Annotated in this window: 14 protein-coding genes and 1 CRISPR repeat array; of the genes, 3 read left to right on the forward strand and 11 right to left on the reverse strand. The window is 53.8% G+C overall.

What is annotated here, in order from left to right:
- Nucleotides 1–74: 74 nt before the first annotated feature.
- On the forward strand, nt 75–854 hold the full coding sequence (locus BLV85_RS02095) for a tetratricopeptide repeat protein (protein WP_090411643.1): 780 nt from the start codon (nt 75–77) through the stop codon (nt 852–854).
- 63 nt (nt 855–917) lie between these two features.
- On the opposite strand, the gene BLV85_RS02100 is transcribed toward BLV85_RS02095, so the two are convergent.
- The 8 genes from BLV85_RS02100 to BLV85_RS02135 all read right to left on the reverse strand — a co-directional run bounded on the left by BLV85_RS02100 (nt 918) and on the right by BLV85_RS02135 (nt 12,854).
- Entirely contained in the window at nt 918–2,297 is a 1,380-nt protein-coding gene (locus BLV85_RS02100; protein WP_090411645.1) for an NAD(P)(+) transhydrogenase (Re/Si-specific) subunit beta, read from the reverse strand.
- Nucleotides 2,298–2,606 carry an NAD(P) transhydrogenase subunit alpha part 2 gene (locus tag BLV85_RS02105; RefSeq protein ID WP_090411647.1) on the reverse strand — a complete coding sequence of 103 codons (309 nt, stop codon included), beginning with the start codon at nt 2,604–2,606 and terminating at the stop codon, nt 2,298–2,300. It abuts the gene before it with no gap.
- Between the two features lie 57 nt (nt 2,607–2,663).
- Nucleotides 2,664–3,785, reverse strand: a complete 1,122-nt coding sequence (locus BLV85_RS02110; RefSeq protein ID WP_090411649.1) for a Re/Si-specific NAD(P)(+) transhydrogenase subunit alpha — start codon at nt 3,783–3,785, stop codon at nt 2,664–2,666.
- A 266-nt stretch (nt 3,786–4,051) separates the two neighbouring features.
- Complete coding sequence (locus BLV85_RS02115) at nt 4,052–7,606, reverse strand: FAD-dependent oxidoreductase (RefSeq protein WP_090411651.1); 3,555 nt, start codon at nt 7,604–7,606, stop codon at nt 4,052–4,054.
- A 145-nt stretch (nt 7,607–7,751) separates the two neighbouring features.
- Nucleotides 7,752–9,035, reverse strand: coding sequence for a sulfate adenylyltransferase subunit CysN (gene cysN, locus BLV85_RS02120; RefSeq protein ID WP_090411653.1), 1,284 nt, complete (start codon nt 9,033–9,035; stop codon nt 7,752–7,754).
- 59 nt (nt 9,036–9,094) lie between these two features.
- Nucleotides 9,095–10,000 carry a sulfate adenylyltransferase subunit CysD gene (cysD, locus tag BLV85_RS02125; protein ID WP_090411655.1) on the reverse strand — a complete coding sequence of 302 codons (906 nt, stop codon included), beginning with the start codon at nt 9,998–10,000 and terminating at the stop codon, nt 9,095–9,097.
- A gap of 32 nt (nt 10,001–10,032) precedes the next feature.
- Nucleotides 10,033–10,725, reverse strand: a complete 693-nt coding sequence (locus BLV85_RS02130; RefSeq protein WP_090411657.1) for a phosphoadenylyl-sulfate reductase — start codon at nt 10,723–10,725, stop codon at nt 10,033–10,035.
- A 29-nt stretch (nt 10,726–10,754) separates the two neighbouring features.
- A complete protein-coding gene (locus tag BLV85_RS02135; RefSeq protein WP_090411659.1) occupies nt 10,755–12,854 on the reverse strand; it encodes a nitrite/sulfite reductase in 2,100 nt (699 codons plus the stop codon).
- Nucleotides 12,855–13,248: 394 nt separating this feature from the next.
- Here BLV85_RS02135 and cysB point away from each other — a divergent pair, with 394 nt between their 5' ends.
- Complete coding sequence (cysB, locus tag BLV85_RS02140; protein WP_090411661.1) at nt 13,249–14,190, forward strand: HTH-type transcriptional regulator CysB; 942 nt, start codon at nt 13,249–13,251, stop codon at nt 14,188–14,190.
- A 367-nt stretch (nt 14,191–14,557) separates the two neighbouring features.
- On the opposite strand, the gene BLV85_RS02145 is transcribed toward cysB, so the two are convergent.
- Nucleotides 14,558–15,667: a transglutaminase-like domain-containing protein gene (locus tag BLV85_RS02145; RefSeq protein WP_090411663.1), complete on the reverse strand. Its 1,110-nt coding sequence runs from the start codon at nt 15,665–15,667 to the stop codon at nt 14,558–14,560.
- 89 nt (nt 15,668–15,756) lie between these two features.
- Between BLV85_RS02145 and BLV85_RS02150 the strand changes: the two genes are divergently transcribed.
- Nucleotides 15,757–16,434, forward strand: coding sequence for an alpha/beta hydrolase (locus BLV85_RS02150; RefSeq protein WP_090411665.1), 678 nt, complete (start codon nt 15,757–15,759; stop codon nt 16,432–16,434).
- Between the two features lie 400 nt (nt 16,435–16,834).
- Nucleotides 16,835–21,250: a CRISPR direct-repeat array (repeat unit 37 nt; unit sequence GTTTCAATCCTCGCCCAGCCGAATGGCCGGGCGCTAC).
- Nucleotides 21,251–21,430: 180 nt separating this feature from the next.
- Here BLV85_RS02150 and cas2 read toward each other — a convergent pair.
- Both cas2 and cas1c read right to left on the reverse strand, forming a co-directional pair.
- Nucleotides 21,431–21,721: a CRISPR-associated endonuclease Cas2 gene (gene cas2, locus BLV85_RS02155; protein WP_090411667.1), complete on the reverse strand. Its 291-nt coding sequence runs from the start codon at nt 21,719–21,721 to the stop codon at nt 21,431–21,433.
- A 2-nt stretch (nt 21,722–21,723) separates the two neighbouring features.
- Nucleotides 21,724–22,758 carry a type I-C CRISPR-associated endonuclease Cas1c gene (cas1c, locus tag BLV85_RS02160; RefSeq protein WP_090411669.1) on the reverse strand — a complete coding sequence of 345 codons (1,035 nt, stop codon included), beginning with the start codon at nt 22,756–22,758 and terminating at the stop codon, nt 21,724–21,726.
- Nucleotides 22,759–22,767 lie beyond the last annotated feature (9 nt).

Below are 22,767 nucleotides of genomic sequence, written 5' to 3' on the forward strand. Positions count from 1 at the left end.
TAACGAGTCCTTATTGTGAATCTACTACGCAGCCAACTTAACGGTATGCGTCCTCACACTATAACAATTTCGCCATGACATACAATTGCCCCCAATGCGGCAGCAAGCGTGTACATCAATCACGCTTCAGGCCCGGTGAGCGAACCGCTTCAAACCTGTTTCTTGCCCCCTTCCGCTGCCGTGATTGCAAGGCTCGCTTTTGGGAACGGAATACCAGCGCATATTTTGTGGCTGCCTTCAGTGCAGGCGGGATTTTGCTATTTGGCACATTTGTCTGGCTGGCTTTATCGCCCGATGAGATCAGTTCGGCAAGACTTTCCTCTCAATCACCAGCCAGCGTCACTGAAACTGCGCAGGATGCTATATCCACCGCTGCAAATGGTCCTGCCTCAAACCCCATTCTGTCTGCAGCAGTCGAACGTGGCCAGGAGATTGACACACAGGCCTTAAATGAAAAATCCGGCTTGCCCGATCCGAGCGACAATCGGTTTTATACCGTAAATCTCTTTCTGGAAAAGGCCAACAAAGGCAATCCCGATGCACAATACCAGCTGGGGTTACTTTATCTAGCCGGCAGAGGCACTTTGCAGGATTTTTCAGAAGCGGCCAAGTGGTTCATGATGGCAGCTGAGCAGAATCACCCTTTCGCACAATATGAGCTTGGATTGCTCTATCAGGTAGGTCAGGGGGTAGATATGGATCTTGAGAAAAGCTATATGTGGTTCAATCTGGCTGCTGCTGCAGGCGTCGAACAAGCAATGCTGGCGCGGGACAAAGCCATGCGCTCACTCAGCTCCAAACAATTGACAGACGCACAAAAAGCAGCCAGAGAGTGGCTTGAGTCCAGGAAGTAATCCAACTCTGATTCTTCCTGGATTCGCGGCCATCTCTGTTTGCAAAGCTCAACAAAGCATGCGCTATAGCGCCTTGACCATATTCTCCACGACTTTCTTGGCATCACCAAATACCATCATGGTTTTGTCCATATAGAACAGGTCATTGTCCAGGCCAGCATAGCCGGCGGCCATGCTGCGCTTGACCACCATCACCGTACGTGCCTTGTAGGCATCCAGAATTGGCATGCCATAGATAGGACTGCCTGGCACATTGGCGGCCGGGTTCACGACGTCATTCGCACCCAGCACCAGCACCACATCTGTATTGGAAAAATCACTATTGATCTCATCCATCTCCAATACCTGCTCATAGGGAATCTCTGCTTCGGCAAGCAGCACATTCATATGGCCAGGCATACGGCCTGCAACCGGATGAATGGCAAAACGCACATTCACACCTGCCTTGAGCAGGGCTTCTGCAAGCTCTTTAACAGCATGCTGGGCACGTGCCACAGCCAGCCCATAGCCTGGCACAATGATGACGCTATCGGCATTACCCATCAGGAAAGCCGCATCGTCGGCACTGCCGCTGCGATAGGTTTTCTGTGTCCCGTCACCCGCAGCCTGGGCACCCCCATCACTGCCAAAGCCGCCCAGAATAACCGACAGGAATGGGCGATTCATCGCCTTGCACATGATGTAGGACAGAATCGCACCGGAACTACCCACCAACGAGCCTGCGATGATCAGCATCGGATTGCCGAGGGAGAAACCAATACCGGCCGCCGCCCATCCCGAATAAGAATTCAGCATGGAAATCACAACCGGCATATCCGCCCCGCCGATGGGAACAATGATCAGGAAGCCCAGCAGGAAGGCGATGGCCGTCATGGCGGAGAATGCAGTCCAGTTGGTGGTTTCAGTGAAGAAGAACCACAGGCCGAACCCTATCATGACAATCGCCAACAACAGATTGAGCAGGTGTTGACCGCTAAAAACAATCGGTGCGCCGCTCATACGGCCGGAGAGTTTCAAGAACGCGATCACAGAACCCGACCAGGTCATGGCGCCAATGAACGTACCCAAGAAAAGCTCCAGCTTGCTACCGGTCGGCAGCACTTCAGGCAAACCAAATGAAACAGGATTGTTGACAGCGGCGATCGCAATGAATACGGCCGCCAGACCAACGAGCGAATGCATGAATGCGACCAGCTCCGGCATGGCCGTCATCTGAACACGTTGCGCCACGATGGAACCAATCAAGCCGCCGATAGCAATACAGCCCAGAATCAATGCCCAGTTCTCGGTAATGGTCAGCGTGGTCGCCACAGCGATCGTCATCCCCAGCATACCGAAAAGATTGCCGCGCCGGGCTGAAAGCGGCGAACTCAATCCTTTGAGTGCGAGTATAAAAAATACCGCTGCGACGAGATAAGCGAGTGCAATGAAATTAGCGGACATTTAGGCGTTCCCTTTCTTTTCTTTTTTCTTGAACATTTCCAGCATTCGCTGGGTTACGAGAAATCCACCAAATACATTGACAGAAGCCAAAACGACCGCAACCGCACCCAACCAGACGCCCCAGTCAGACTCTGCGGTTCCGGCAGCCAGCATCGCACCGACCAGAATAATGCTGGATATTGCATTCGTCACTGACATCAGTGGCGTATGCAAGGCTGGCGTCACATTCCATACCACATGGTAACCAACAAATACGGCCAAAACGAACACCGTTAGATGAATGATCGTTGGATCAATTTCGCCAATCATGTTCTTTCCCTTCTAAATTCATAAATTTTCAAAAATCAGCAATACACCCACTCATGTTCAGCTGATGATTTCACCATTTGCACAAATCAGACTACCGGCGATAATTTCGTCTTCCCGATCCACCTTGAGCGCCCCTGTTTCGGCGTCAAGCATCAGATTCAGGAAATTCATGAGGTTGCGTGCATAGAGCGCGCTGGCATCAGTTGCCACCAACCCGGGAAGATTGGCGATACCAATCAGATGCACGCCATGCTTCACCACAGTCTTGTTCAATTCCGACAAGGGACAATTCCCCCCGGCTTCTACTGCCATGTCGACAATCACCGAACCCGGCTTCATTGCCTTGACAGTATCTTCCTTGATCAGAACCGGCGCCGGGCGCCCAGGAATCAGGGCAGTGGAAATGATGATATCCGCTGCCGCCGCACGTTCATGAATCAGCTCACCCTGGCGGCGCTTATAATCCTCGGACATCTCGGCAGCATAGCCGCCAGCCGTTTCGGCATTTGCCTTTTCTTCATCGGTCAATGGGACTTCCACAAATTTTGCACCGAGACTCTCGACCTGCTCCTTAACGGCTGGGCGCACATCGAAAGCTTCAATCACAGCGCCCAGCCGCTTGGCCGTGGCAATTGCCTGCAATCCCGCCACCCCAGCTCCCAGCACCAATACGCGCGCGGCTTTTACCGTGCCCGCCGCCGTCATCAGCATGGGAAAGAATTTCTGGTAAACATTGGCTGCCATGATCACGGCCTTATACCCGCCAATATTGGCCTGAGAAGACAACACATCCATGCTTTGCGCACGGGAGATCCGCGGCAATTTCTCCATGGCAAAGCCGGTCAGGCCATGCTTGGCCATTGCTTCAATGCCTTCGGCATGATGCGGTGACAGCAAACCGATCAGGACAGCGTCCTTGCGCATCAGGGCAAGCTCATCAGCTTGCGGGCCGCGAACTTTCAATACAATTTGGGATTGCTCATATAACTGCGACGCTTCGGCAACGATGGTCGCGCCAGCTTCCTGATACGCCGCATCCGGAATGCTGGCACCCGCTCCCGCGCCAGTTTGCACCAAAACTGTGTGCAATCCTTTGGCTGTATATTTCTTGACGGTTTCGGGCGTGGCCGCCACACGCGTCTCACCTGCACGCGTCTCGGCAGGTATGCCTATGTGCATGGATACTCTCCCCTGTTATCTTGCTAATTCGTTAATAAAATCAAAATATTAATTGTCTGCAAAGCAGATGCGCGTTCTGGTTACGGCAAAAACAATGATCCTGATTGCCTGACCGCTTCTCACAAACTCGGCTGCTGCGCACCCATCATCAGGCCCTTGCTGTTAAATGCATACGCCATTTTTTACAGACTCCCAGATTCAAGTCAGCCCTGAATTATAAATCAATTTGGATCAGATGAAATCCAATCCGGTCTTACGAACCCCTGTCAAGATGTAGCCGTATGACTTTCAGCATGCAAGCAGTGATCAATCCATTGACTCGTCAGTTTTTCCTGGACACTGTTTTGCCGCAGGCGGGAAGCAAGCCCGCTAAAGTCGACCCAATCCAGTGGCTGATCCTGATTAAAGCAAGAAAAGACATATGACACCTCACCCGTGACAGGATCCTTCTGTGGCTGCAGGCACTGCGCGCAAATTTCTTTCATCATGCACTGCATCGGTGAATTGATCGAACCGACCGCAAAATGGCCTGCCTTCAAGTAGGGCGCCAGCTGCTGATGGCGGGCAGCGCCGACTGCAGCCATCATCCGGTCGGAACCGATCGCGATGATACGATCTGCTTCCTGCATAGCAATTGCAGGCTGCCCCAGCTCGCCACGAGCATATGCAACCATCGCCTGAACGATATTGCCAACATAACTCGCATCGCCCGGCCGCGATGGCTCGAAGCCTGGCGCCTCATCGCAACACCAGACGATGGTATCGGCGGCCGCCTCGATCTCGGCGACCTTATACCGATCGACCAATTTCTTGTAGCCTGCGAAGTACAATACCTTGCAGCCTGCCGCACGCGCTGCTGCACCGATCGAAAACAATACTGCATTGCCCAATCCACCGCCAACCAGCACAACCGTTTCATTGGACACAATTTCGGTTGGCGTGCCTGTCGGGCCCATCAACACCACCGATTCACCGGGCTGGAGCAATGTACACAAATCTGCCGAGCCGCCCATTTCCAGCGCAATCAACGATACCAACCCTTTCGAGACATCTACCGCCGCACCAGTCAGCGCAATGCCCTCCATTGCCAGGCGCGTCTCCTCGGAAACCTTGGACAACGCCGCAAAATTTTGGAAACGGTAAAACTGCCCCGGCTGGAAATGACGGGCAGCCAGTGGCGCATGGACAACCACCTCGATAATGGTGTCAGTCAGTCGCTCTACCTTATGCACTGTTGCTCGCAACAGAGACCCGAGTTCATCCATGAAATCCGGCACCGGCGTACTTGCTGCCGGTGCAATCTGCGCCAGCACCCGGCTCACGACCGGATAACCCTGCTTGGCACTGGCCATAGCCTTGACCACATTGCCCGAGTAAGAAGGATGCAGATCACCGAAATAACTGATGAACCGCCCATCATCCGAACGGCTGAGCAAAACCACTGCTTTTTCCGGTTTTGGATTACCTCTGATCACGTCAACAGGCTGGCCTTGTTCATCGCAGGATGCGAAATAACGTCCGTTAAGCTTAAAGTTACCGGCATCTTCCCGCGCAAGTACGGTATTGGGCTGTGTCCCGGCCGCCACCAGAATTGCCCGTGCGGGCAAATCCACTTCCCGAGTCTTGTGCCAGCGACCTTCCTCATCCAGTGCCTGCACCGCAAACCGAATCGTTTGGGTATGCTCCCAGCGGTCCACATCAATCCGCAAAGGCGTCAGTCCTTCGGCAAAATAGATCCCTTCTTCCAGGGCTTTCTCTACTTCTTCATGATTGAGCGTGTAAGAAGGGCTATCGATCAAACGTTTGCGATACGTGATCGTCGCGCCTCCCCAGGATCTTAACAACTGCGCAATCCGTGGCGTGCGGCCCTCCTGAGCAGCCTGTGCTTTCTCTTCCCGAATGGCGCGGGCATGATTCATGAACTCAGCTGCAATTTCCCGCTCTTCATCATCCCAGCCAGCCTCTACCACCGCCTTACCCTGTTTGGCCACCAATGTTTCATAGCGATGCAGGAATTTCTCCACTTGCACGGGATAATAGGCAAGCGCCTCGGTGGCCGCATCAATGGCAGTCAACCCACCACCAATCACCACCACCGGCAAGCGCAACTGCATATTGGCAATGGAATCGCTTTGCGCAGCCCCGGTCAATTGCAGTGCCATCAGAAAATCGGATGCTGCCCGCACCCCGCGCGCCAACCCATTGGGTAAATCCAGAATAGTCGGACGCCCAGCACCGGCGGCCAGCGCAATATGATCGAAACCCATGTTCCAGGCATCTTCAACGCTCAATGTACCGCCAAAACGTACCCCGCCAAAGAGCGCAAATTCGGCGCGCCGTTCCAGTAAAAGCCGGATCAGTTTCAGAAAATTCTTGTCCCAGCGGACCGTGATACCATACTCCGCAACCCCCCCAAAACCCATGGGCTGGCGCTCATTCAGATCCTCGCGCAAGGATTCGACATCATGAATGGGCGTAAAAGGCATACGGACACCGTTCATGTCCACACCAGATATTCCGGCGTCCAAGGGCTCTATTTTCAGTCCATCCACGCCGATGACCGTATGCCCATCATTCATCAGGTGGTGCGCCAAGGTATAGCCCGCAGGGCCCATTCCCACTACCAGTACTTTTTTGCCAGTGGGCGATTTGGGATAAGGCCGGTGCAGATCAAGCGGATTCCAGCGCGTCAACAGGCTATAAATCTCAAATCCCCATGGCAGCTCGAGCACATCCTTGAGCGTCCGCGTTTCCGCCTGCGGGATATTGACAGGATCTTGTTTCTGATAAATGCAGGATTTCATGCAATCATTGCAAATCCGGTGCCCCGTGCCGGCACACATTGGATTATCCAGCACGATCATTGCCAGACTGCCCACCGCCACGCCCTGTGTCTTGAGTTTGTGAAACTCGGAGATACGCTCCTCCAATGGACAACCTGCCAGCAAAGCGCCGAGATCGCTTTTCTTGAACACCTTGCTCTCGGGCGCATCCTTCGATTTTTGCAAATACCCTTTCGAACAGGAATCCTTGCCCTGCTCGTGACACCAGATACAATAATTGGCTTCGTCCAACGCACCGACCAGGTCAGTGCCAGTATCGGTCAGAGAAAAACCTTCCCGGTGACGCAAATGATCGAGATGATGCATCGTATAGCCCGCGCTGTCTTCAGTAACCAGCGACAGCAAATGCTGTGGATTCAGCTTGCGCGGGGACTTGAACAAAACACCCTGCCGAGTATGCGCCTGGCCTTCCGGCGTGCGCAGCGCCCATGCGGCATAATGCAAGGCCAGCTCAATCTGATTGGCATACTGGGCTTCATCTTCCATCCAGTCAGCAACATGCCTCGCAAACGCCAACTCGGAAAAAGGCTGTCCGAATATTTCCACCAGTTTCTGTTCCAGTGTCAATCCGTCGATAGTCTGCAGCACCTGCTCACTCACCTTGGTTTTGGCACGCCGCTGTACGAATTGACGTTTACAAAAATAAAGCGGCGCCAGCTCATGATGCCGTTGGGCCAGGGCACGCACCTCATTGCCAATACCGAACAAAGTCGCGATAAAGTCCTCCAACCAGGGCGCCAATTCTATCAGCAGGGCAGATTCGTCTTTCGTTGCCAGTGACTCAGGATGCTGACGCGCTTGATCCAGGCGGACTCGCAATGCCGCGTCACCTTCCTTGAGGACATCCAGAAATATTTGATCCAGCTTGACCAGACCCTCACGATCATATAACTCTCTGAAAGTCATGCCATAACCAAGCGCGAGGGTAGCCAAAGCAGTTGTCGAAGGATGGGCGGATGTTGAGGGTGAATCAATCATGTTTATTCAGGTATTTTTACGTAGGATAATGGGAACAAATAGCTGGATTCATACTCCCGGCAGACCCGGATCATTTGCAGGCTTTCCAGGAGTATCAATAATAGCTATATCAAACAGCGCCAAGCCTTAACCGGGAGTTCCAGGTTTAGTCTTCCGAATCACAGATCATGCCGGCGGCCACCGTGTTATTGGTAATCTCATCGATCAGAATAAAACAGCCGGTGCCGTGACTGTTCACATAGGTGTCCACAACCAGCGGCAGCTGCACTTTCATCCCGACACGAGCGATATCGTTCATGCTGAGCGTATCGGTCATTTCATGATTCATGGTATTGACATCCACGCGGTAATCGATCCGGGCAATCAAACCCTTGACCATACGCGTCGTATGCTTGACGATATATTTCCGCCTGGGATCAAATCCGCTCTCAGACAGCCAGCAAAGCATGGCATCGAATTCACGGATGGTGCGGGGCGGTTTGCCAGAATTGACCAGCATGTCGCCCCGCGAAATATCCAGGTGGTCTTCAATTGTCAACGTTACGGACTGGGGTGCGAAAGCACTTTCCAGCGCATCGTTATAGAACAGGATTTCCTTAATGTGCGAGGTCAAACCGGAAGGCAACACGGTGACCGCATCTCCCTTGCGCACCACACCGGATTCGATACGCCCCATATAGCCGCGGAAATCATGCAACGCCTCCGTTTGCGGGCGACAGACCCACTGCACCGGAAAACGAAAATCTTTCGTGTTGAGATCATGCTCGATATCGATGGTCTCCAGCAATTCCAGCAAAGGCTTGCCGCTATACCAGTCCAGCCGGTCGCCCCGCTCCACCACCATATCCCCGAGTAGAGCGGACATGGGAATATAATCGATGGAACGCAACCCCAATCTTTGGGCAAAAGCAGCAAAATCGGCACAGATGCGCTCGAAAACTTCCTGGGAATAATCCACAAGATCCATCTTGTTGACGGCCACAACCAAATGCGGAATACCCACCAAACTGGCCAGGAAGGCATGCCGCCTCGATTGTGTCAGTACGCCCTTGCGCGCATCGATCAGGATAATAGCCAGGTTGGCGGTAGAAGCACCCGTCACCATGTTCCTGGTATATTGCTCATGCCCGGGCGTATCAGCGATAATGAATTTACGTTTAGGAGTGGTGAAATAACGGTAGGCCACATCGATGGTAATTCCCTGCTCCCGCTCTGCCTGCAGACCATCCGTCAGCAAAGAGAGGTCGACTTTTTCCATACCACGCTTGCTGGAAGTATGGGCAATGGAACTCAGCTGATCCTCGAATATGGATTTCGAATCATGCAGCAAGCGCCCGATCAGGGTGCTTTTCCCATCATCCACGCTTCCGGCAGTAATAAATCGAAGCAACTCGGCACGATCGAGTCCGACATTTTCAACGACTGACATGTACTAGATGAACCTTTGAAGAAAAGTAAAATTAAGATGGGGAATGATTAAACTTTGGATTAGAAATAGCCTTCCCGTTTGCGCAATTCCATCGACGCTTCGGATGTCTGATCATCCATGCGCGTCGCGCCACGTTCAGTGATACGGGTCAGCACGGTCTCGGCAATGATTTCCTCGACATTGCTGGCTTGAGACGCCACTGGACAAGTACAGCTCATATCTCCAACCGTGCGGAACCGCACCATCATGCTCTCCACATGCTCGTCCGCTCCAGGTTGAACCAAGCTCGAGACCGGCAACAATCCGCTGTTCCGCGGAATGACCTCCCGCTGATGTGCGAAATAAATGGATGGCACCTCCAGGCGTTCGCGCCCGATATATTCCCACACATCCAGTTCTGTCCAGTTGCTGATAGGAAACACCCGGATATTTTCCCCGGGGTGAGTACGCGTGTTGAACAGGCTCCATAACTCCGGGCGCTGATTTTTTGGATCCCATTGGCCGAATTCATCTCGGAACGAGAAAATGCGTTCTTTTGCACGCGCCTTTTCCTCATCCCGGCGTGCACCACCGATACAGGCATCGAATCCAAATTCCGCAATCGCATCCAGCAAAGTGATTGATTGAAACGGGTTGCGGCTCTGGTTTTCGGAACGCAGGACCACCCGCCCGCGCTGAATGGAATCCTCCATGCTGCGAACAATCAGACGTTCACCCAGCTCCTTGGCCCGGTAATCACGAAACTCGATAACTTCCGGGAAATTATGGCCAGTATCGATATGCATCAAAGGGAACGGGAAACGGCCTGGCCGGAAAGCCTTCTCTGCCAGCCGCAACAAGACCACTGAATCCTTGCCACCCGAAAACAGCAATACCGGATTCGCGCATTCTGCCGCCACTTCCCGCATGATATGGACCGCCTCACTTTCCAGGGCATCCAAATGTGTAAAAGCTCGATGATTCATTTTGATTTATTTGATAACACCTTAAGTGTAGATTACTTTTTTTCGACATGCAGGCCGCATTCCTTGGAATCCGGATTTTCCCACCACCAGCGCCCCGACCGGACATCTTCACCCGGCGTGATCGCCCGGGTGCAAGGCGCGCAACCAATGCTGGGGTAGAACCGATCGTGCAATGCATTGTAGGGCACATCATGCTGTTTGATGTAATCCCACACATTCTGATGGGTCCAGTGACACAGCGGATTGAATTTATGCAAGCCGTGTTCGCTGTCATAGGCCGAGATTTCCAGGCTGTCACGTGTCACGGCCTGTTCACGCCGCATTCCTGTAATCCAGGCCTTTTTCCCTGCCAGCGCCCGCTTCAGAGGCTCGACCTTGCGCAAATAGCAGCAACTTTTCCGCAAGGCGATGCTCTTGTAGAAACCGTTCGGGCCATGCTGCGCGACATAGTCTTCAGTCGACGCCGCATCCGGGCAATAGGCCCGGATGGAAACAGCGTAACGGTCCTTCACTGCCTGCATCAGATCGTAGGTTTCTTGCGGCAAACGGCCGGTATCAAGCGTAAAGATCACAATCTGCGGATAGTGACGCGCAATCAGGTCTGTCAGCACCATGTCTTCGGCACCGAAACTATTGGCGAACACCGCTGGTGCATAGTTTTGCTGGATATCCTCCAGCACACTGCACAACTGCTCAACCTTCTGTTGCAAATCCTGTTGACTCATGCGCGTTCGATCAGACCAAGCCTACGCAATCAGGCCACTGAAGCTGACTGGGTTTCCTGCCGGCTTGATGAAGCTGCTCCAGTTTGGGGCAGTGCACCGGCCAAATCCAGCTGACGGTCAAAATCCATACAGAATGCCGCAACATCATTCGTCCAGCCGTCCATTTCAGCGTACCACTCGGTCAGCAACTGATCATTCAACTCTTCCGCAGGTTTTGAGAAATAGTGCGCAAAGTTTGCCAGCGATTTGGCCAAAGCCGGTTTGGCGGGCAACACTTGCAGCAATTCCTCCGCCTGCTCGGCCAGCGTGTCGCATTTGCGCCCGCCAACCAGCTGGGTCAATCCTTGGCCAATCAGCCAGGCGATTGCCTCGGCACATTTCGCAGATTCCTCAAACTTGCGCTGGAACTTCAAGGCATTCCGGTAATTTCGCTCGTTTGCAGCATCAAAGAATGTGGTACCGATCTGTACCTGCTTGGCGCCTGCGCATTCGCCACCGCCCAGTTGCAACACCCTGAAATCGTCAGTGTGACCATGATCGCGCACGACCGACAGCACTTCCTCAGCATTGACAGCCATCAGGTCGGCCATCAACTCCACGAAATAGTCCTTACCCTTGCGGCGTGTCCAATTAAAAAATGATTCGCTATCGGCGCGATCAGCAGCATAGGCAGCCTGAACTCGGTCGATGGCCGATTCAATACGGGCACTCGGCACCGATGGCCCTTTGAAAGCCAGTCCGCCTGCAGCCATGCCGTTGCCACCAAAATACATTTGGTAATGTGGCACCAGCTTGCCGTGCATGCGTTTGCCCTCGCCATAGATGCCAATATCACCCGCTTCCGGCTGCGCACAACCATTGTGGCATCCCGACACACGGATACGGAGATCATGCTCACCCCCGGACAGCTTACCCCCTACCGTCGGGCTCGATGTAATACCCAAACGGCAAGTGGAAGTACCCGGGCAGGCCACGACATCGTCACCGGCCTTGGGCAAGCCCAGTCCCAAATCGGCCAGTACCGCCTGAATATCCGCCAGCTGGGCCTGCGGCACATTGACCAGCATCAGATTCTGATCCTGGGTGGTGCGAATTTCCGCTAAATCGAACCGCTTCAATAGCCCGGAAAGCCCCCGCATTTGTGGCACCGTCAACTGCCCAAGCCGCACGCTGATTGGCAGCACATGCAATCCAGCCTGTTTCTGTTCGTAAATTTCACGTGGTGCACCTTGTCCCGGGGCCGCGACATCGGTTCTGCCAGTTGTCCATTCGCCTTTGGGGTAGCCTTGATTCTGCAAGGCTTCTTTGACGCGAGCCAATTCCTCCTGATATTTTTCGACGAAGCCCGCCTCACCGAACCGGTCCACCAGGAACTTGATGCGTGACTTGGCGCGCTTGACCCGGTCGGAATACTTGTTGTGCACGGTCAGCACCGCCTCGATCACCAGGAACAGGTCCTTTTCCTCGACGAACGACTCAACAACAATCGCTTCATGGGGTTTATGCCCGAGGCCACCGCCGACCAGCACCTTGAAGCCGAAACGCCCATCCTCGTTTTTGACAGCCACCACCCCCAAATCATGGATCATCGCTTGCGCACAATCCGATTCACAACCCGAAAAGCTGATTTTGAATTTGCGCGGCATCAACTGATTGAGCGGCTTGCGCAGAAAATGCCGTACCGTGCCATTGAGATGCTGGGTAATATCGGTATGTTCACGTGGACATACCCCGGTCAGCGGACAGGCCGTAATATTGCGAATCGTATTGCCGCAGGCTTCGCGCGTCGTCAATCCACCTTTTGACAACTTGCGCATGACAACTGACGTATCCGTCAGTGGCACATAATGCAGTTGTATATCCTGGCGCGTTGTAATATGCGCTTCGCCACGTTGCGTGTGATGTTCAACGACATCGGCAATTGCATCGAGTTGCGTCCCGACCAGACGTCCGCCGGGGATCTTGACGCGTACCATGTTCACGCCTTCCTGACGCTGGCCGTAGATGCCCATTTGCAAACGGGTGGCCGTAAAACGGTCTGCATCGATCTGGCCATTCAAGAAACCTTGCAAGGCTTGTTCGTAGGCGTCGATTTCCTCGTTGTCAGCAAGATCAGTCAAATAATCCATTCCATCTCTCCATAGCTTCCATGGCATTATGCATATATCCACGGAATAATTTTCAACAGCCAAAACATGCTATTTTATCCGATAACCGCCCGCTGCGTAACGTCATTGTCAGAAAATAGTCAGAAAATTCAGGGTCAAGCTGTAAAAAAAGCCTCATTGAGCCAGCATCATACGCACTCAAGATCGATCAGCGATTTCCAGCGGGTGATAGCGGCAGAAAATAAGTCCCTCATCCAACTTACCAATATACCGCTCGCAGCGATATGCTTGCAGATGCAATATCATGCACTGCTACGCAGAATAAACTTCTCGTATTTCTAACAGAATAACAAAAATCTTATATAATATAAAATAATATTATTTTACAAGCATATAACCCGCGCTAATAATATCCATGAAACTTCAGCAATTACGCTATCTCTCCGAGATCGCCAGGCAACAGCTCAATCTTTCCAAAGCCGCCGAAGCCCTGCACACTTCACAACCTGGCATCAGCCGACAAATTCAATTACTGGAACAGGAACTGGGGGTGGAAATTTTCATACGCAATGGCAAGCGCATCACCAAAATCACGCCGCCAGGGCAGGCCATTCTCGAAATCGCAAGAAGAATGCTCCAGGATGCGGATAATCTGAGAAGAGTCGGAGAAGAATTCAACGACAAGGAAAGCGGCTCGCTCGTCATTGCAACCACTCACACCCAGGCCCGGTACGCCCTGCCACCCATCATCAAACGATTCATCGAGCGCTATCCAAAAATCAGGCTCACCCTGCGCCAAGGCAGTCCCACCGAAATATCCACCTGGGTTGCTTCAGGCGAGGCGGATCTGGCTATCGCAACCGAAGCGATAGAGCTGTTCGACGAGCTGATCATGCTTCCCTGCTACCAATGGAACCGCTGCATCGTGGTACCCCCCCAACACCCGTTACTGGAACAGGAAAAATTGACCCTGGAATCTCTCGCACAATACACCATCATCACCTATGATTTTGCCTTCACCGGGCGCTCAAAAATCAACCAAGCTTTTGAGTCCAGGGGCCTGCAGCCCAACGTCGTCCTGACCGCCATCGATGCCGACGTAATCAAGACCTATGTTGAAATCGGGCTGGGTGTAGGGATTCTCGCGCAAATGGCCTTCGACCCCGTACGCGATAAAGGTCTGCGCGCCATCGATGCCGCCCATCTCTTCGAACCAAGCACCACCCGGATCGGCATCAGCCGCAGTTGCTACATCCGCAGCTACATCTACGACTTCATCGAAATGTTCGCTCCCCACTTGAACACGGAAACCATCAAGCAGGCATTGGTCCATCCACAACGACAAGAACCAGCCTGAAGCTAGAGATACTTTTTGAAACACTCATGGGGCCAGTATGAAACGGAAGAAATGATCAACCACTAATGAACACCAATGCACACTAATACATTAATATTGCAAAATGACTTCGGGGCCGCATTGCCACCCGCAACCAGACCAGCCAGCCGCATGACACAACTCAAATTAGTAGCGTAGGGTGCACTTGTGCACCGATTTTTGTCGTGCAAAACGATTTGCTGGCGCTGCCCACTGGAAATTGTATTGAAGCATACTCAACAATTCGAGTGCATTAGATCCATTCGTGGCTGCGGCTGCCTGACAAAGCCGGCAGTAACACAACATGGCAGCCACCCAGATGCTTTGCGGTCACTGCCGTGGAAAATTTTTACAACTTGGCCCCTGTACCCACCAACGCAGCCGACGTGATTTTATAGGAAAACGTTTCCGGTTCGAGGCTATCCTGTTGCCGCCCGTCGATTTCAGCATGCGGATAAAGGAAAAACGGCAGCCTACCCGCAGCACTGGTCTTGCCCAGGCCAACATTCTCGCTGTCATTGAAAGCCACCCAGTTCATCTCCCAGGAACCGAACAATTTCTCTCTCAATTGCGCAATCAATTCGTGATTGCGGGGCAGCATATCCAATGCCATGACCTCGTTCACGTCAGCCGGATCTACCGGCACCCAGCCAAAGCCGGCCAGATAGAATTCAGCCCGGCAATGCTGTGCGCGACTGACATCACCAAATTTGCCCAGGTGCTTATTGAGCACCGAATCATTAATCCGGATCCCATACTTCTGCCTGGCGGGAATGCCACTGGCGCGCGCCAGCCCCACAAACAGCGCATGAATATCGACACATTTACCATTGAGGTCATCCTTCGCCAGCATATTCTGGACATCCCCCCAGCCTTGCCCGCGCCGATTGTTATCAAAAGTCGCGTTGTCAATCACCCAGTCATAAATAGCTCGCGCCTGCTGCAGCGGCGTTTTCGCACCCGCCTGTTGAGCAATTGCAAGCGCAGTTTTCTTGACGATGCCATCAATAGGAATTTGCTTGCTCGGTTTCAAATATTGTTTCACCGCCTGCGGTATGGCAGCCGAGGCCGGTGCACGATAATGCTGCAGATCAATAGAGCGATCAGCGGTCTTGATAATGCTGCTGACTTTCATGCTTCGTTCACCACTGCCCTGCCAGGTTGCGTGAAACATCGGAAAACGCGTATCAGGCACAACACTGAACCCACCAGCAGTCGTACTCCCATTCCAGTTGCTGCCCTGCGTAAACTGATAATCCGTATCGTTGGTATCCGGCAAAGGCAGCCACAAACGCGCAACCTTTCCTGCAGATGGCAAGACCACCTCATAAGACAAACGATAACTCCGCCATTTAGCCGGGGCCGAAGATTGCGCAAACACCGATGACGAGATAGAAGGATACAACACAGCGCCTGCCGCACCGGTGCCAATCAGTTTGAAAAAATCCCTACGTTTCATACGACTCCTGAACAGTGTTGGTATAAAATAAATACGGTCAGAAACAGCAAATCTAGCGCTGCCAGCTACTTCAGTCAATTCCTATATTCATGCTCGACACACAATCCTTACTCCCCGCAATCAAAATCACAACCGGCCCCAATCCCACCCACACAATCTTATGGATGCACGGGCTGGGCGCCGACGGCAACGACTTCGTGCCCATTGTACAGGCACTCGATTTGCCCCCTGCGACGCCCATCCGTTTTTTATTTCCACACGCCCCCATCCAGCCTGTCACCATCAATGGCGGATGGAAAATGCGCGCCTGGTATGACATCAAACATAACGATTTAAGTTGGCAGGAAGATGAAACCGGGATACGCAACTCACAGCGCGCGATCACCGCGCTAATCGAACATGAAATCCAGCAAGGCGTGCCAGCCGAAAGAATCGTGCTGGCCGGTTTCTCCCAAGGCGGCGCCATGGCGCTGCAAACCGGCCTACGCCTTCCGCACAAACTGGCCGGCATCATGGTCCTGTCCGGCTACCTGCCACTGCCTCATCATTTGGCGCGGGAAGCCCACTCCGCCAACATTTCGACACCCATATTCATGGCACATGGCACTCAAGACCCCGTTGTACCCATCGCACTTGCCAACACCTCGCAACAACACCTGCGCGAGCATCGCCATTCAGTGGAATGGCATGAATACCCCATGGCACATGCTGTTTGCGACCCTGAATTAGCCGACATCTCACGCTGGCTGAGAAAAGTTCTTCAATGATTGCCTCAACCCGGCTCATCTGATCGGCCCGGATAACCGCCAAGGCAGCCAAGTACCCAACCGCCTCAAAAAAGTGTGAAATCACATCCATCGATAAGTAATAAGTAAGCAGCATTCAGCAGCCATCGAGATCAATTTACTGACAACCTATCTCACGATCCCACGAGAGAATTGAAACGGAAAAGCTGAGAAGCCGGACATCCCTTCATTCAGGATCACTGAAGACCAAGCTCGTAGACTCCGAGCTACCACAGCCCAACCTTTAGGATAAGTAGTGTAAACCCGGTATGGCGTAAAAACAAACCCGGTCAGAACGGGATTCCGAGTGTTTATTGATACGTTCGACATAATGGCCGGGCGCTACCGCAAAGGGGCGAACAATGCATGAGGCGCAGGTAATGTTTCAATCCTCGCCCAGCCGAATGGCCGGGCGCTACCCACGCCATCAACCAGACGATTGAGCGCCTCGGAGGTTTCAATCCTCGCCCAGCCGAATGGCCGGGCGCTACCGCGCTGTTGCGCGCCTCGTCCCGATACAACCGAATGTTTCAATCCTCGCCCAGCCGAATGGCCGGGCGCTACCTTTTAACATCGCGGGCTATACGGAAATACGCGTAGTTTCAATCCTCGCCCAGCCGAATGGCCGGGCGCTACCACGGACAACGTTGCCCTGAACCAGGAGCGGCTGCTGTTTCAATCCTCGCCCAGCCGAATGGCCGGGCGCTACCTAATAAGATCGGTCTGGATTACGACCCTATAAGAGGTTTCAATCCTCGCCCAGCCGAATGGCCGGGCGCTACTCAGGAGTGGGAATGTCAGTTGTGCCTTGCGTGCGTTTCAATCCTCGCCCAGCCGAATGGCCGGGCGCTACATCATACCCTCAATCCGATCACCTGGATTAGCCGGGTTTCAATCCTCGCCCAGCCGAATGGCCGGGCGCTACGGCGTTTTCTGCGCGCCGGAACTAAATAAACTGCTGGTTTCAATCCTCGCCCAGCCGAATGGCCGGGCGCTACCTGGACGCCAAAATCCATGGGGTAAAACTTTCACGTTTCAATCCTCGCCCAGCCGAATGGCCGGGCGCTACCCCGCCACCGGCAAACGATGAGGGCGTACCCGGCATGTTTCAATCCTCGCCCAGCCGAATGGCCGGGCGCTACCGGGTAGGATAGCAGTTGGAGTTGATGTGTTACTGTTTCAATCCTCGCCCAGCCGAATGGCCGGGCGCTACCCGGATTTGACACCATCAGTCAACCCGGACACAAACGTTTCAATCCTCGCCCAGCCGAATGGCCGGGCGCTACCGTGATTTCTCTATAAACAGCTTCAGCTACAGCAGTTTCAATCCTCGCCCAGCCGAATGGCCGGGCGCTACATGTGGTGGGTTTCCATTACCAGGATTATTACAAGTTTCAATCCTCGCCCAGCCGAATGGCCGGGCGCTACTTGTCTCCATCACCATCCACAATAATATTAGCATGTTTCAATCCTCGCCCAGCCGAATGGCCGGGCGCTACCAGGAATCCCGGTTCCTCCGGGACGGTGCAAGCTGTTTCAATCCTCGCCCAGCCGAATGGCCGGGCGCTACCTCAAAGCGGCTACCGCTGAAATCAGCGACCTGTGCGTTTCAATCCTCGCCCAGCCGAATGGCCGGGCGCTACCCGTCGCTCTTGGCAACAGTGGGAGCGCGGTGAGAGTTTCAATCCTCGCCCAGCCGAATGGCCGGGCGCTACCGGGTAAAGTGGACCCTTTAGCGATAAACGACTCGTTTCAATCCTCGCCCAGCCGAATGGCCGGGCGCTACCAGCGGCACGGAATCACTCAAGATCAATCGATTTGTTTCAATCCTCGCCCAGCCGAATGGCCGGGCGCTACCGGATCCAACCTGGGAGCAACACTCGCCAGCCAGGTTTCAATCCTCGCCCAGCCGAATGGCCGGGCGCTACGAATCTGCTTTAACAGCTCCGGCTTGCGTTTCAAGTTTCAATCCTCGCCCAGCCGAATGGCCGGGCGCTACCTCAACGGATCTAGCCTCGGCACCCCTTATTCATGTTTCAATCCTCGCCCAGCCGAATGGCCGGGCGCTACCACGCGTGGCCTCGGCGGCCGGGATTCCACTGGAAGTTTCAATCCTCGCCCAGCCGAATGGCCGGGCGCTACTTCAGTATCAGCAACAATAGGAGAAGCATTACCAGTTTCAATCCTCGCCCAGCCGAATGGCCGGGCGCTACATTGTCTACCGGGCCATGCGGCACTATGGCATGTACGTTTCAATCCTCGCCCAGCCGAATGGCCGGGCGCTACCCAGCAGTCGGCGAACAGTACCTAAATGTCACCTGGTTTCAATCCTCGCCCAGCCGAATGGCCGGGCGCTACGTCGCGCTGGTGGCAATGGTACTACAGGATGGTGGCGTTTCAATCCTCGCCCAGCCGAATGGCCGGGCGCTACCGGGCAGCGTCGAACCTTTGGCAATAAATGATTCGTTTCAATCCTCGCCCAGCCGAATGGCCGGGCGCTACCATTTATAGCCGATGTGGTATCGTTTTCTACGCGTTTCAATCCTCGCCCAGCCGAATGGCCGGGCGCTACCGGCGGTTGGAGAGCAGTACTTAAACATCACCTGGTTTCAATCCTCGCCCAGCCGAATGGCCGGGCGCTACTCGGGGGGATCTCTGCAGACACCCCCCGACCTTTGTTTCAATCCTCGCCCAGCCGAATGGCCGGGCGCTACAGGATTTTTTGCCGAGATAGACACCGCGTCCCCTGTTTCAATCCTCGCCCAGCCGAATGGCCGGGCGCTACCGGATCCAACCTGGGAGCAACACTCGCCAGCCAGGTTTCAATCCTCGCCCAGCCGAATGGCCGGGCGCTACCAGCCAAGCGGGAAGCAAGCAGAGCCTACCGGTACGTTTCAATCCTCGCCCAGCCGAATGGCCGGGCGCTACTAGGCCAACGCAAATACACTTGCGCGCAAAAGCTGGTTTCAATCCTCGCCCAGCCGAATGGCCGGGCGCTACCGGGTCCTCCAATAATCCACCGCTCATAACTGGCTGTTTCAATCCTCGCCCAGCCGAATGGCCGGGCGCTACATAAACTCGGTCAGCTCGCCTCGTAACGCGATAAAGTTTCAATCCTCGCCCAGCCGAATGGCCGGGCGCTACCATTGTTATTGAGTGGTTCAAAGACAACAGGAACCAGTTTCAATCCTCGCCCAGCCGAATGGCCGGGCGCTACGGGCCTTCATGGGTGGATCGGATGGTCATGTCTATGTTTCAATCCTCGCCCAGCCGAATGGCCGGGCGCTACCGTTATTGCCGGACACGAACGCAACCGGACGGCTGTTTCAATCCTCGCCCAGCCGAATGGCCGGGCGCTACCGCCGCTGTTGATGCTATCAGAACAGTAACAGTAACAGTTTCAATCCTCGCCCAGCCGAATGGCCGGGCGCTACGCCAGGAGCGATGCCAGGAGCGATAAATGATAAACGGTTTCAATCCTCGCCCAGCCGAATGGCCGGGCGCTACGCCAGGAGCGATGCCAGGAGCGATAAATGATAAACGGTTTCAATCCTCGCCCAGCCGAATGGCCGGGCGCTACGCCAGGAGCGATGCCAGGAGCGATAAATGATAAACGGTTTCAATCCTCGCCCAGCCGAATGGCCGGGCGCTACGCCAGGAGCGATGCCAGGAGCGATAAATGATAAACGGTTTCAATCCTCGCCCAGCCGAATGGCCGGGCGCTACAAGGACCCATCATCTGGCTGTCTCCATCGCTTTTTGTTTCAATCCTCGCCCAGCCGAATGGCCGGGCGCTACCAGGTCTCGATGCCCGGAAATCCTCGCTAGAGTCAGTTTCAATCCTCGCCCAGCCGAATGGCCGGGCGCTACCGCAACTGCAGACAGTGATCACCGGGAAAATCGTGGTTTCAATCCTCGCCCAGCCGAATGGCCGGGCGCTACACCATGAAATCAGACCCGCACTACGCCTACACCGGTTTCAATCCTCGCCCAGCCGAATGGCCGGGCGCTACAGGCCAACGCAAATACACTTGCGCGCAAAAGCTGGTTTCAATCCTCGCCCAGCCGAATGGCCGGGCGCTACCCCACTTCGAGCTGCAGCAAACGGGCCGGGGCGGTGGTTTCAATCCTCGCCCAGCCGAATGGCCGGGCGCTACCGGCCGGAGTCATCCAGGATGAGGACATTCAAAGTGTTTCAATCCTCGCCCAGCCGAATGGCCGGGCGCTACCTGCCGATTGTAGCTCTCGGCAAGAAGGCCGGTGTTTCAATCCTCGCCCAGCCGAATGGCCGGGCGCTACGCCAATACAGTTATCAACGCTAATACATTAACATGTTTCAATCCTCGCCCAGCCGAATGGCCGGGCGCTACGCGGCGGTATCTTTGCCGAAGGCGCAAGCAAGTTGTTTCAATCCTCGCCCAGCCGAATGGCCGGGCGCTACAAAAAAACACCTACGCGCCAAGGGTATATAAAATGTTTCAATCCTCGCCCAGCCGAATGGCCGGGCGCTACAAGCAAGCAGAGCCTACCGTTACGCACACTCTGGAGTTTCAATCCTCGCCCAGCCGAATGGCCGGGCGCTACGCTCAATGTAATAGTTGCCAGTGGGCGCAGCGCTGTTTCAATCCTCGCCCAGCCGAATGGCCGGGCGCTACATGCAAAAAGTGCCGTCAGTAAGACCGTTTTTAAGTTTCAATCCTCGCCCAGCCGAATGGCCGGGCGCTACCAGCGCCAGGCCGGTTCGTTCAGAAATTCCCATTCGTTTCAATCCTCGCCCAGCCGAATGGCCGGGCGCTACAGTACAACTACAACTCCATCATACAGCAAATAAAATTGTAGCCAATGCGCGAACCCATATGCATCAGCTTTTTAGGAGAGCAGGAATTTTGATTTCCTGATGGAATGTGTCTATTTTTCATATAGATAACAGAAGCGCGAATATCCCTGTATTTTTACGGTTGCTTGACATCCGCGCAAATCAGATAACAAGAGGGCCTTCAAAATCTACAGCCTTGAAATTACCATATTCTTTCACATGCAATTCGAATGGCTCCTTTAAACGATAAAGCCGAAGACTATCTTCCTTTTCATCAATCTCGGCCAATAACCGTCGCTCCAATTCCTCGAATTGCATCAAATTGACCTTGCATTCAAATACCGACTTTTGCACTCTCTGACCGTGTCCCTCACAAACCTTGGCCACACGTCTCAACCTTTTCCGGCCTTCTCTGGTTTCTGTCGAAACATCGTAGGTCACGATAATCAACATGATCACCTCACAAGAAAAGGAATATAACCATCCATTTCACCCCGGATGGTGCGGGATAAAAATCGTGCCTGCAGCTGTGGCAACAATCCAAATGGTACTTTGGAATCAAGCAAGGGATGCGTGATTTCCTCTTGCTTGCGCTCCTGATAGGCCGTCACCACTATTTTCCTTGCATCATCCTGCAGATAAACCGCCCCGCCCTCTCGTTCCTGCACATCCCGCTCAGAAATCTGCCCCCGGTTGATCAATGTCAGAGCGAGACGATCTGCCAGAATCGGGCGAAACTCCTCCATCAGATCCAGTGCCAGCGCGGCTCTGCCAGGACGAACACTATGCAGAAAACCCAACTGGGGATCGAGTCCCACGCTTTCAACCGCCGAACGGCAATCATTCATCACCATGGAATAGAGAAACGACAGCAACGCATTGAAGCGATCACGCGGCGGCCTGCGTGTTCGCCCATTCATGGTGAAAAATTCGCGTATATCACGACGTACCAGACAAGGCATGGCTGAGAAATAGGTCTTTGCCGCATCCCCTTCAATGCCGCGCACACTATCCAGGTTATCCGCAAACGGCAAATTACGAATCGAAACAGCAAGGGATTGCGCTGCCACACTTAACGCCTGCTGATCATTTTCATCCGATGCTTCTCGCGCTCCTCGCAATAATACCTGGCGGCAGTTGCGTAATTTTCCAGTAATCGCAGCCTTGGCTATCGTCAATGCAAACGAAACATTGGCCGCCATGCGATGCTGCGCCTGGCGCAACAAAATATTGCCACTGACAGCCCCCTCCAGCCTGGCCTTGAAGCGCCCGTTTCCGTCAAGCAGAACAAAGTTGATGCCTTCATCGGCACAACGATGCATCAATGCTGGCGATATCATGATATTGCCAAAGCAAACCACAGACCCCAAATGGTGCAATGGCACCTGCAGACGCTTTTCCCGTTCCACATCTATACGCAACGTATTATTTTCCAAATGCACATAAGCGCTTGGTGTCATGACGTACAATGTATTGAGCATTTGATACATACAATTCCT

The sequence above is a fragment of the Nitrosomonas halophila genome, assembly GCF_900107165.1.
GTDB classification, from domain to species: Bacteria; Pseudomonadota; Gammaproteobacteria; order Burkholderiales; family Nitrosomonadaceae; genus Nitrosomonas; species Nitrosomonas halophila.

Bases quoted from the DNA above. Each gene is read 5' to 3' on its own strand.
- cas2 (WP_090411667.1), bottom strand. From the start codon at position 21,721: ATGTTGATTATCGTGACCTACGATGTTTCGACAGAAACCAGAGAAGGC.
- BLV85_RS02110 (WP_090411649.1), bottom strand. From the start codon at position 3,785: ATGCACATAGGCATACCTGCCGAGACGCGTGCAGGTGAGACGCGTGTG.
- cysN (WP_090411653.1), bottom strand. From the start codon at position 9,035: ATGTCAGTCGTTGAAAATGTCGGACTCGATCGTGCCGAGTTGCTTCGA.
- BLV85_RS02145 (WP_090411663.1), bottom strand. From the start codon at position 15,667: ATGAAACGTAGGGATTTTTTCAAACTGATTGGCACCGGTGCGGCAGGC.
- BLV85_RS02130 (WP_090411657.1), bottom strand. From the start codon at position 10,725: ATGAGTCAACAGGATTTGCAACAGAAGGTTGAGCAGTTGTGCAGTGTG.
- cas1c (WP_090411669.1), bottom strand. From the start codon at position 22,758: ATGTATCAAATGCTCAATACATTGTACGTCATGACACCAAGCGCTTAT.
- BLV85_RS02150 (WP_090411665.1), top strand. From the start codon at position 15,757: ATGCTCGACACACAATCCTTACTCCCCGCAATCAAAATCACAACCGGC.
- BLV85_RS02135 (WP_090411659.1), bottom strand. From the start codon at position 12,854: ATGGATTATTTGACTGATCTTGCTGACAACGAGGAAATCGACGCCTAC.
- BLV85_RS02105 (WP_090411647.1), bottom strand. From the start codon at position 2,606: ATGATTGGCGAAATTGATCCAACGATCATTCATCTAACGGTGTTCGTT.
- cysD (WP_090411655.1), bottom strand. From the start codon at position 10,000: ATGAATCATCGAGCTTTTACACATTTGGATGCCCTGGAAAGTGAGGCG.
- cysB (WP_090411661.1), top strand. From the start codon at position 13,249: ATGAAACTTCAGCAATTACGCTATCTCTCCGAGATCGCCAGGCAACAG.
- BLV85_RS02100 (WP_090411645.1), bottom strand. From the start codon at position 2,297: ATGTCCGCTAATTTCATTGCACTCGCTTATCTCGTCGCAGCGGTATTT.
- BLV85_RS02095 (WP_090411643.1), top strand. From the start codon at position 75: ATGACATACAATTGCCCCCAATGCGGCAGCAAGCGTGTACATCAATCA.
- BLV85_RS02115 (WP_090411651.1), bottom strand. From the start codon at position 7,606: ATGATTGATTCACCCTCAACATCCGCCCATCCTTCGACAACTGCTTTG.